At 59.4% G+C, this 10,203-nt stretch carries 11 protein-coding genes; 4 read left to right on the forward strand and 7 right to left on the reverse strand.

Annotated features, from left to right (window positions below; all coding sequences use genetic code 11):
* Window positions 1–216: 216 nt before the first annotated feature.
* Window positions 217–1,017: a S1 RNA-binding domain-containing protein gene (locus BA066_04835; GenBank protein ID RDD53351.1), complete on the reverse strand. Its 801-nt coding sequence runs from the start codon at window positions 1,015–1,017 to the stop codon at window positions 217–219.
* A gap of 615 nt (window positions 1,018–1,632) precedes the next feature.
* Between BA066_04835 and BA066_04840 the strand changes: the two genes are divergently transcribed.
* Genes BA066_04840 through BA066_04850 form a run of 3 tightly spaced genes read left to right on the forward strand, consistent with a single transcriptional unit; the run spans window position 1,633 to window position 2,594 of the window.
* Window positions 1,633–2,127: a hypothetical protein gene (locus BA066_04840; protein RDD53352.1), complete on the forward strand. Its 495-nt coding sequence runs from the start codon at window positions 1,633–1,635 to the stop codon at window positions 2,125–2,127.
* Window positions 2,105–2,383 (forward strand): 50S ribosomal protein L44e, encoded by a 279-nt coding sequence (locus BA066_04845; protein ID RDD53353.1) that lies wholly within the window; start codon window positions 2,105–2,107, stop codon window positions 2,381–2,383. The genes BA066_04840 and BA066_04845 overlap by 23 nt, the downstream gene beginning before the upstream one ends.
* A 1-nt stretch (window position 2,384) precedes the next feature.
* The gene (locus tag BA066_04850) at window positions 2,385–2,594 is read left to right on the forward strand and encodes a 30S ribosomal protein S27e (protein RDD53354.1); all 210 of its coding nucleotides are present in this window, start codon (window positions 2,385–2,387) and stop codon (window positions 2,592–2,594) included.
* Window positions 2,595–2,621: 27 nt separating this feature from the next.
* Here BA066_04850 and BA066_04855 read toward each other — a convergent pair whose 3' ends face one another.
* The 5 genes from BA066_04855 to BA066_04875 are packed head-to-tail and all read right to left on the reverse strand — an operon-like array spanning window position 2,622 to window position 9,098.
* The gene (locus BA066_04855) at window positions 2,622–3,764 is read right to left on the reverse strand and encodes a hypothetical protein (GenBank protein RDD53355.1); all 1,143 of its coding nucleotides are present in this window, start codon (window positions 3,762–3,764) and stop codon (window positions 2,622–2,624) included.
* On the reverse strand, window positions 3,743–4,639 hold the full coding sequence (locus tag BA066_04860) for a hypothetical protein (protein ID RDD53356.1): 897 nt from the start codon (window positions 4,637–4,639) through the stop codon (window positions 3,743–3,745). The genes BA066_04855 and BA066_04860 overlap by 22 nt, the downstream gene beginning before the upstream one ends.
* Complete coding sequence (locus BA066_04865) at window positions 4,620–5,372, reverse strand: hypothetical protein (GenBank protein RDD53357.1); 753 nt, start codon at window positions 5,370–5,372, stop codon at window positions 4,620–4,622. The genes BA066_04860 and BA066_04865 overlap by 20 nt, the downstream gene beginning before the upstream one ends.
* On the reverse strand, window positions 5,362–5,679 hold the full coding sequence (locus tag BA066_04870) for a hypothetical protein (GenBank protein RDD53358.1): 318 nt from the start codon (window positions 5,677–5,679) through the stop codon (window positions 5,362–5,364). The genes BA066_04865 and BA066_04870 overlap by 11 nt, the downstream gene beginning before the upstream one ends.
* A gap of 8 nt (window positions 5,680–5,687) precedes the next feature.
* The gene (locus BA066_04875; protein ID RDD53359.1) at window positions 5,688–9,098 is read right to left on the reverse strand and encodes a DNA polymerase II large subunit; all 3,411 of its coding nucleotides are present in this window, start codon (window positions 9,096–9,098) and stop codon (window positions 5,688–5,690) included.
* A gap of 92 nt (window positions 9,099–9,190) precedes the next feature.
* Between BA066_04875 and BA066_04880 the strand changes: the two genes are divergently transcribed.
* Window positions 9,191–9,430 (forward strand): hypothetical protein, encoded by a 240-nt coding sequence (locus tag BA066_04880; protein RDD53360.1) that lies wholly within the window; start codon window positions 9,191–9,193, stop codon window positions 9,428–9,430.
* On the opposite strand, the gene BA066_04885 is transcribed toward BA066_04880, so the two are convergent.
* Complete coding sequence (locus BA066_04885; GenBank protein RDD53361.1) at window positions 9,421–10,011, reverse strand: pyruvate ferredoxin oxidoreductase; 591 nt, start codon at window positions 10,009–10,011, stop codon at window positions 9,421–9,423. The genes BA066_04880 and BA066_04885 overlap by 10 nt on opposite strands.
* Between the last annotated feature and the right edge of the window lie 192 nt (window positions 10,012–10,203).

Consider the following 10,203-nt stretch of genomic DNA (forward strand, 5'->3'; position numbering starts at 1 on the left):
CCCCCGAAGGGGGCGGGCATGGGTCCGGTGAAACTATAAAAGCGTTCTCCCTAAAACGGTTGCGGAACGTTGCAGGAAGTTTACTGAGCCTCCATTCGAGCCAATTCCCGGGGATGCTGACCGAAGCAGCTCCCCGCGATGAGAGGGCCTCTCAGGGACCTCTTCGATCGACCCTCGCTGAAGCACCTCAAGGATCAGATTCGACGGAAGACTATCTCAGGACCTCCTCCTGCGCTCCCTCTCCTCCACTAGCTCGAAGGAGTCGCTGGCGCCCACCTCCCTCTCCATCGCCCTAATGATGTTCGATGCCGCCCTCTTCACCATCTTCGGATCCCTGGACCTTATCGAGATGACGTACTTAGGCGCGCCAGCTGCGTAGGCATCCACCTCAGCCTCCCTCGCGGCCTCAACCCCCCTCATCAGGATCCTCCTCACCCTCTCAACCCCGTCGCTCGCGTAGCTCACAACCCTGACCACAAGGTCCTTGATGTAGACGGGTGGCCTCAGCTGGTTCTCTGCTATCACCCTCAGCTCCTCCGCGAGCCTCACATCGATCCCCGCCTCAGTAAGCACGGATGGGCCCTCGTATATGAGATCCTCCAGCGCGTCCAGCGGGTTCCTGTATCGCTCGTAGAGCCTCTCCAGGGCCTCCCTTGCGGCCGCATCAGGATCCCCGTAGCCTACTCTCTGTGCCGCTACCCTGAGGAGCGAGAGGACCCTGTTCCTCTCCTTCCACTCCTCCAGCTTCTCCCTCCTCTCGCTTGCGCTGACGTACCTTAGGGAGAGGTCGACCTGCCCCAGCCTCCTGTCCGCCCTTATGACCCTCCCGACTACCTTATCCCCCTCCTTCACGAAGTCCCTTATGTCCTTTATCCTCCCGGAGGCCACGTGGCTCCTGGGTATGTAAGCCTCCATGCCGCCGTACTCATCCAGGCTCACCACGACGCCATGATCCTCGACCACCTTCACCGTTGCCACTACGAGATCGTTCCTCTTTGGGAATGCCTGGACCCCCAATTCACCACCCGGGGGCTCATACCCATCCCCTATATAACGCTGACCATCATGCGATCAGTCGCTGCCATGCCGAGCCTTTCAGCTGGCCGCTGGGGGATTGTCTTGACGCTGCATCTAGACACACTCTAAGCATAGAATGTGCAGAATGCGCAACGAGGAAAAATGCGCGATGACGAATTAAAAACGAATATATAATAATTTTTGGGGAAACATCCCGAGGCACCGCTCATAGAATCGCCGCGGTTTTCTCGGTTGCTTAGGGCTAATTTTCCACCTTGGATCTGGTTATCCTCAGGAGATGCTCAGGGAAGAAGGAAGGTAACTGGGATGCAGGAGGAAAAAACCTGGGAAAAAACTGAGGAAAGATGACTCCGCGATATGGGAAATAATATTTCTATAAATATGATCTGTATACAAAAAACTCATGATATAAGGCACAACAAAAATATTATAATATGTAAGGTCGAAAAGTGAAGATAAATTATTTCCATTTCTTTGCCTAATGCCGTTGAATCAGCGCCTGAGGGACTCGGCTGGAGAAGCCATGCAGCATGCATGGACCCTTCACACCCCAAGGCCTATATAGGGTTGCCGCTGACCATTTAGGCTGAACCCTTGAGGTACAGGGAGCTCATCAGGGAGGTCCTGCTGGCGATAGCTGAGGGGAGGGTGAGCCCCTCCCTAGTCGCGGAGATTAGGAGGCTCGAGGAGGAGCTCTCGAGGGATCTGCCGGCGGGCCTCGAGGGCAGGGTCTACGCCAGGGCATCCGAGATACTGAGGGACCTAAGGGTGGAGCTCGAGAACTCCATCAGGCTTATGGATCTCATCAGGAAGGCCTCTTACGGCGTTGAAATCTCCAAGGTCGAGGGAGAGGTCAGAAGGGAGGAGATGAGGGAGGAAAGGCCCTCCTTCAAGCCCCTCGAGTGGCCGGGCAGGCTGGCCCTAGTAACGTTTAAAACTCATGTGCCCAGGTTCGTCGGTGTGGACATGAAGGTGTATGGTCCGTTCTCCGAGGGTGACGTCGCGCTGATACCTGAGGAGAATGCTGAGGCCCTCAAGATGAGAGACGCGGTGGAGGTGGTTGAGGATGCAGGTGCCGGCGACGATTAGAACCTACTGTCCCAGGTGCAGGAGGCACACGCCCCACAAGGTCTCGCTCTACAAGGCCGGAAGGGCCAGGACTCTCTCCTGGGGCCAGAGGCAGTTGGAGAGGAAGAGGAGGGGCTATGGAGGGGAGCCCAGGGGGATGCTGAGGAGGAAGGCCAAGACGACGAAGAAGGCCCTCCTGGTGCTCACGTGCGAGGAGTGCGGGAGGAAGGTCCTGAGGAACCTGGGAAGGCTGGCCAAGGTGGAGGTGCAGAGGTGATATGAGGGAGCTCATACCGCTGCCCAAGAGCTACTTCGTCAGGGTCAGGTGCCCCAGGTGTGGGAACGAGCAGGTCATATTCTCCCACGCCTCCAGGGTCGTGAGGTGCCACGTCTGCGAGGAGGTCCTGGCCAGACCCAGGGGAGGGAAGGCCGAGATACTGGCCCCGCAGATGGAGAGGCTCGGGTTAATGTCGCCTAAGACAGATTGAGCCAAATCAAGGAGATTTTATTTAGCATCAGGCCTCCAGGAGATCGGCCCTCCCCCTAAGCACGAGGAAAGCTGCTGCGCTTGCCGGGAGCCTGACGCTCTCCCCCTCGCCGTAAGGCCCGAAGGACTCCCCCCTCATCCTGAACCTGGGCACCGCTAGCTTCACCTCAACGGTGAGCTCGGGCTCGTTGGGAAGGCCGACCGCATCCTCGAATGGGTTCATCGTGGTGTATTCATCAAGGGTGAGACTGAGGGCCCTGAAACCGGTCTTACCGTGGAGGCTGTTCGGTATCCTGGTGAGCCTTCCGGCGTCCATCGTCACCATCCAGTCTATCCTGGCGGCAGATCTTGGGATGAGGGAGCTTATCGATTCCTCAAGCCTTCTCCTCTCCCTTTGGCTCATCCTGACGGCCCCTCCCCCCATCAGCCTCTCCGCCAGCTCCCCTCCCATCATCCTCAGGGCCCTGGCCACGTGACCGCTCCTGGCGTCAACCCTCAGACCCTTCCCATCAGCGTACATGAAGCTGGAGAGATCTAGGCCCATAGCCATGACGTAGTGGGCGATCTCCCTCCTCTCCTCCTTCCCCAGCTGGGTCAGGGGGCCATCGATCACCCTGACGTGGAAGCCCCTGTTTCCCGTGTAGGTTATGAGCACCCACCCGGGGTCCACCCCCAGGTCATGCAGCAGTATCTCCAGCAGCTTCCTCACCTCCTCCCTGCTCACCTCTATGCACCTCTCGTTGAGCCAGTGGTTCACCTCAATCCTCTCAGACCCGCACTGGGGGCACCTGTTTGGGCTCAGTCCGGTCCCCATGCTCCCGCATCCCTTGCACCTCCATATGGAGCCCCTCTCGCATTCCTCATCCCTTAGGTCGCTGGAGTCTATGTCGAAGAGTAGATCGGCCCTCAACCTTCCCTTTTCGCTCATATCTGCCTCGGGCCTCTCGTAGAGCGAGACGGAGTAGTAGGCATCCAGTGGGGGCTCGTAGACGAGGTGCCTCCTCAGCTCCTCAAGGTCCCTGAAGGCCATGTGCCTCCTCACCCTCCCGTCGAATCCCCTGAACATGAACTCCCTCCTCTCCACGTTAGGCACGTAGATGGCTCCCCTCATGGACCTGTAGTATGCCCTGAAGAGGTCCATTATGGCCCTCAGTCCCTCCTCCTCCCGCAATCCGCGCAAAGCCCCCAGAGCCTCATGGTCTCGCAGCTTGGGGGCCTGTACCTTCTCCTCGCTATGTGGCTCACCTGATAAGCTGTCACCTTCTCCTTGAAGTCAGGGAGGCTCCTTAGGAGGTCTATTATCTGCTCCTCCTTCCAGCCGTAGCTCAGGAGGTAGGAGACGAGCGCGAACCTGGCCTGGTGGCTCAGGTTATCCCCGGACCTCACCCTCTCCACGAGCTCCGAGATGCAGGGGGGGAGCTCCCCCTTCACCCGGGCCTCGACCTCAATTCCTCTCTCGCTCAGGCTCAACTCCTCGGCGATCCTCCTCAGGGGATCGGGCAGCTCCGCAGCTGGAGTCCTCAAGACGTTCTCCCTGACGTATTCGGCCATCAGCCTCTCCAGCTCGTACCTGTCAACCAGAACGTAGCCCTTGGAGACCACCCTGTTCACGAGCCTCCACCTCCTCCCCCCTATCCTGGATGCCCCCCTCAGGTAGCTGGCCAGGTCCACCCAGAGCTCCCCCCTGATCGAGATCCCCATCTCGCCCGCCAGCTCCTTTAGCTGGTCCATGCTGAGCCTGCTGCAGAGGCTCAGGAACCTCTTGGCCTCGTAGTCCGCTAGCCTGGAGAGGACCCTCCTCCCGGCCCCTGCAGCTATAAGCTTCGCCAGGACGAAGGAGTGGACCTCCAATGCCGGGCTCCTGGGTGCGTGAAACCCCCTTCCCCTCAGGGCATACAGCAGCCTCTCCCTGGCGAGGGACCTGACCTCCTCCAGCCCCGGGTCCTCGGCCAGGTCCTCGAGGGTCAGGTCCCCCAGTATCGAAGCCCCCCGCCTCGAGAAGGGGGCCACCACCGCGAGGAGATCATCAGACCTGTAGGTGGGCAAGGTAATATGTGATCCCCGCTCCCTCCACACCCCCTAGCGGGTAGCTAAGCTTTAGGGGGGCGTTCGTCCTCAGCTCTATGTCCGCCTCCTCGGATATGTCCGCCGGCTTAGTCATCTTCTCGAGGTAGGCCATGTTGTAGAGGCTCTTGGATGGCTCCTCCGCCCAGACGTCTATGAGGGCTCTATCATCCCTCGTTATCGAGATGGTCGCCTTCCCCCTGTCGCTGGTCACCCTGAACTCAACCTTCTCGCTGTCTATGTATATCTCGACGTCCGAACCCACCACCTTGAGGTCCCTGACCACGCTGGGTATTGTGTCGCTGTCGAGCCTCGCCCTGGCCTTGAAGTCAACCTTTATCGTCTTGAACTCGAAGGGGGTGCCAGCCAGCAGCGGGAACTCGAAGGACCTCCTGTACCCGTTCATGCTCACTATCCTCATGCTGGACTCGGTGAAAGTGAGCTCCACCCTCTCCTTGCTCTTAACCCTCTTCAGTATCTTGGCAAGATCTGCGAAGTCTATCCCGTAGAACCTCTCCCCCTCCGCCTCGAACTCTATGAAGTAGGCCCTCGGGAGGGATATCTGGATCATCGCGGTCTTGGAGGGATCGAGCGCCTGGAGCCCGAGGCCCCAATCCGGGTCTATCTTGACCGAGGCCTCGCCCACCAGGGACTCCACCGCCTCCACTATGGCCTTCAGCGTGCCCGCCTCCTCGAAGACCACCCTATTCGGCATCCCCCACACCCTCCACCATATCCATTACCCTCTTCCTCATCAGCTCCACCTCCCTCAACAAGCTTATATCCATTCCTGATAGCTCGGCAACTGCGTAAGCCTGGATCTCCTTGAACTCCCCCGAGGATATGAGGGTGCCGACCACGTAGACCACATCCTTCGGCTTGAACCTGGATGCCCCATCGTGGTAGACCCTGGCCCTTCCGGTCCCATCCTCCAGAACGATGCAGTTCTCGAAGACGCTTATCACCACCCCCAGCACGGCGACCTCACCCCCCTCGAGCTCCGCTATCTTCCTCCAGTACATCGCACCACCTATAGGAAGTCCACCAGCCTGGTCGCCCTCTTACCCCTTCCCTCAGACTCGACGAGGAAGCTGGAGAGATCGGCACCGTTAGAGCCCCTCCTCTCCCTGAAGAGGGAGGATATCTCGCTCTCTATGAGCCTCACCCTCTGGAGCAGGTATCCCTCGACCCCATACCTCCTCATCACCTCCAGAGTGGGCCTGAGGTATTTCATAACAGTGCCCCTGTGGACTGTGAGCGTTATGTTGCCTCCGCACCTCAGGCACCTCCCGGATATCGGGGGCCTCCTGTACTTGGCGTTGCACTCCGTGCACCTGAAGACCTGCTGGCCGAAGCCCCTCAGGTTTCCCACTATGTCCCTTATGAAGTGGGAGGTTATCACCCTGGCCAGGGCGTCCATAGCATCCACCGCCCTTATCTTCCTCTCCAGCGAGAAGTGGGCCTCCATCTTATCGGACATCTTGTCCAGCCTCCTGTAAGTCGTCTGGAGGGGTCCATCATCGATCCTAGATGTCCCCACCGAGCTCATTATCCTGGGGTAGATGTCGCCGCTCTCTATCCTCCTCCCGACCGTCTCAACGATCCCCCTGAGATTCGAGGGATCCTCGAACCTGTAGGTCGCCTCGTAGAACTCCGGGGGGAGCTCCCCGACCACCTCCATGTTGTACACTTCATCGTCTATGTACTTCGGATCCACCCTGCTCACGAGGAGGAGTGGAGCATCCTCCCTACCCCCTGGAGTTGATGGGAGGAACTCCTTTGAGAAGTTGATGAGAGCATCTAATAGAAGCATTATTGAATCCTCATCCCCATCAACGTTCCTCCTCTTGGCGGCATGGAGGAATGGGTGGGCGAAGAGCACGTCAGCGTTCGTGAAGCCCACAACGCGCGCCAGGTTCGCCACGAACGTGTGGGGGGATATCGTCAGGATCAGCTTCCCCACCAGGTCCTCCTCCCTCTCAACGTTGTAGAAGGGCTTGAGACCGTAGAACTTCACCAGGAGCTCATCAACGTACTTCGCGACCGAGACAAGGTATTTGGCAGCTGCCCTCGGTATTATCACGTCCTGGACCTTTAGCTCCAGCATCTGATCACCTCTCCTCAGCTCCTCACCGTTAATGTCTCTATCGTAACCCAGCTCCCTCAGCCTCTCAGGGCTGACTCCGACCTCCTCGGGCCTGAAGTGAGTGAGCACCGCGTTGACGGCGTCGAACCTCACGGTCCCATCCTTGAAGACGTGGAGACCGTGCTTGGCCCTTAGTATGCCCTTCTCGATGGGCTCCGGTATCTTGGACCCGCTGGTCAGTCCCTTCACCCCCTTGACCTTTGAGAGCAGCTCAGGGCTCTCCCCGAGCTTCCTGATGGCCCTATCGACCTCCTCCCTTATGTTGAGCTTCACGCTCCTGTACTGCACGGGCTCGGCCGCAGGATGATCTTGGCATCTGCCGTTGACCTGCCTCCCGCAGACCGGACAGAAGAGGAGCCTGGATGTTGGGGATCCGCAGTTGGGACATCTGAAGAGCGTTGTCCTCATCCCGCAGCTCCTGCAAAGCCTGAGGGCGACCTCGACGCTCACAGTACCCCTCTCATAAGCGGCCTCCAGGGACCTAGATGACCCCTTGAGGTTCCCCACCGGGAAGAGCAGGTTCACCGGGGGCTTCATCTTCCTTGATTTCGCCTTCTCCGGCCTACCCACCCTCATCCCCACCTTAGTTGGACCCTTCGGCATTATCTTGACTTCCAGGAAGTCGTTCAGGAGCTTAAGGGTGGCGTAGCTCGAGTTCTCATCGCCCACCGAGTCGGGGAGCCTCTCGGCCACATAGCTGAGGAGCTTCCAGTCCTCGGGATCGAAGACTAATTCGCTCCCTTCTACCCTGTGAGGGACCCCCAGCAGCTCCAGGATCCTCTTCAGATCGCTCTCGAACCTAAGCCTACCATATGAAGCGTTCCTGACGGCCTTGACAAGCTTCATGAGATCCTCCACCCTCAGGTGCTCCCAGTAGTAAGTGAACCTGGGATGGAGAGGCACTCCAAGCTCCCTGGAGATCCTCAGGGCCTCCTCAAAGCTCTCCGGCCTCTTCGCCTCTCCCCCCTTCCTCCTGACGATCCCCTCCCACCACTCCTCGGTCCAGGCGGATGGGAGCAGGGGATGGTTGTTCTCCAGGAACTCGCCGTAGGCTATGAGCACGTCACCCAGGTGAACTATCTCCTCGACCTCATCGATCAGCTCGAGGGCCCTGCTGGGATCGTCCACCCTGACGAGGCTCCCGTCCCTCAGCCTGACCGTCGGCCCCTCTATGGAGTCAACCGGCATCACCACAGCGCTCTTCCCCGGCCTCTCCATCCTGACCTGGGTTCCCACCGCTATGAAGCTGTCCAGCAGGTACATCGTGGCCGGATTCATCCCTATAGATGCCAGCCCCGTGTTCCTGGCCCTTCCGTACCTCAGCCTGAATCCTCCTATCCTTGAGGGATGCGAGAGCACGGGCCTGCCCATCACGGCATCCTTCAGGTACTTGTAGGAGGGTTCGACCACGGGGCAGCCTCCGGGCTCGAGCTCGACCTTCCCCTCATCACCCCCCTCCATCCACCCCCAGCAGGAGTCATCGAAGTCATCTATCCTCCCCTTGATCTGGTCTATCATCTTCCTGAGCTTCCTCGCCTTCTGCAATATGCAGTCGTTTATCACGAGGACGGCCCCTCCCCTGACCCTGTTCGTCTCCACCCTGGCCAGGTTCCTGAGGGAGGAGACCTCCTCCCTCTCCGTTGGGGGGCCGGTTATCTCGACGGGTATGTTCATGACGGCCCTCCTCACCTCCTCCGGCTCGGAGTTGTACTGGAGGTGCGCTATCCTCCTGTATAGGAAGACCTCCTCGACGTACCTCTCCACCTCCTCACGGGTCGGGACGTACCTCCCCAGGCCGAGCCTCTGCCTTATGTAGTCCGCCATTAGGACGCTCATCGCCCCCTCCGTCCCTCCTGCGGTCCTTATGGGTCCGTTGTAATACACTGAGAGGTAGCTCTCGCCCCCCGAGCCCTTCAGCTCGACCCTGCTTATCCCCTCTATCGGCGCGGAGACAGTGGCATCCGTTATTATGGCCATACCAACCCTCAGGGCGAGCTCCGCCCTCTCCCTAGCTCCCATCCTTATTTCCAGCCTGCTCTCCTCACCCCTCCTCGGCACTATCTCCCCTATAACCCTGAAGGCCGTCTCAACCTTGCTTCCCGTGGAACCGAGCCAGTACCTGACCCTCTCCCCTATGGACTCGCTGCCGAAGAGCGCCGCTATCCTCTCATGGAGCTCATCAGCTATTCCTATCTCGACCTCCTCCCTCGGGTCAAGTCCAAGCGCCCTCGCTTCCCTTGCCACCGAGAGAGCCTCCTCAAGCCCCCTCCTGAGGGATTCGAAGTAGGCGAGCATCAGGTAGGCGGGGCCGGAGGGGTGTATAAAACGATCCCCCCTCCCATCACCTCCGCTTTTATAGTGAACCCGGGAGGCTCACCAGTGGTACCATGGGGAGGAGAAAGAGGAGGACGATGGTCAGGGTGAGGAGGAGAAGGAAGTCCGCATTCCTGAGGTGCCCCTCATGCCAGCACAACTCCATAATGGTTGAGATGAGCAGGAAGGATGCCAAGGCCATCATAAGGTGCTTCAACTGCGGTCTGGTCAGGGAGATGGAGCTGAAGCCCGGTGAGGGGGAGGTCGACGTCTACACAAGGTTCTTCGATGCATACGTCGAGAGTCAGCCGTGAGCTGGGGTTTCCCCGATGAACCTGGGCTCCTCTATCACCTCCGTCCTCTCGTATGCCCTCCTGAGGGCCTCCACGTTCTTTTCGACTGCCCTCCCTATAACCCTCCCGATCGCCCTCTCGGCGCTCTCCAGGGAGAAGAGGCCCGTGGCCCTGATCAGGGCCCCCACCATGGCCGAGTTCGGCACGGGAAGCCCGGCCACCCTCAGACCGAGATCCACGCTAATGGCCGTGGCGTCAACCAGGGCCAGTTTGCTCACCCTCGCTGGTAGGAGGAGCTCCTCATTGCGCTGCGTGTTGGCCACTACCACTGTGCTGGGCTTGACCCCCCTCCAGGCGGCCTCCATTTCCAAGAACATGGGGTCCATGAGCACGAGGACGTCAGGCTCGTATATCTGACTCCTCAGCCTTATGGGGGAGCTCCCTATCCTGGTGAAGGCGGTCACGGGGGCTCCCCTCCTCTCGGCCCCGAAGAAGGGGAAGGCTTGGGACCACTTCCCCTCGAGGAATGCCGCCCCCGCAGCTATCCTGGACGCGATGACGGCCCCTTGCCCACCCCTCCCGTGCCACCTTATCTCTATCACTTCCTCCAACGCGATCCCCTCGAACTCCCGGTGTAAACTTTAAAAACGATGATCCGGGGGTTGAGGGGAAGACCGTGTTCCCTGCGGGGGTAGCTGGTTGGTAGAGCCGGAGGATGAGGATATCGTTCTAGGGGGGGAGGAACCCCCCGAGGACCTCTATGAGGAGGAAACTCCGATCGAGGAGGGAAGGAG

The organism is Candidatus Korarchaeota archaeon NZ13-K (genome assembly GCA_003344655.1).
In the GTDB taxonomy this organism is placed as follows: domain Archaea; phylum Korarchaeota; class Korarchaeia; order Korarchaeales; family Korarchaeaceae; genus Korarchaeum.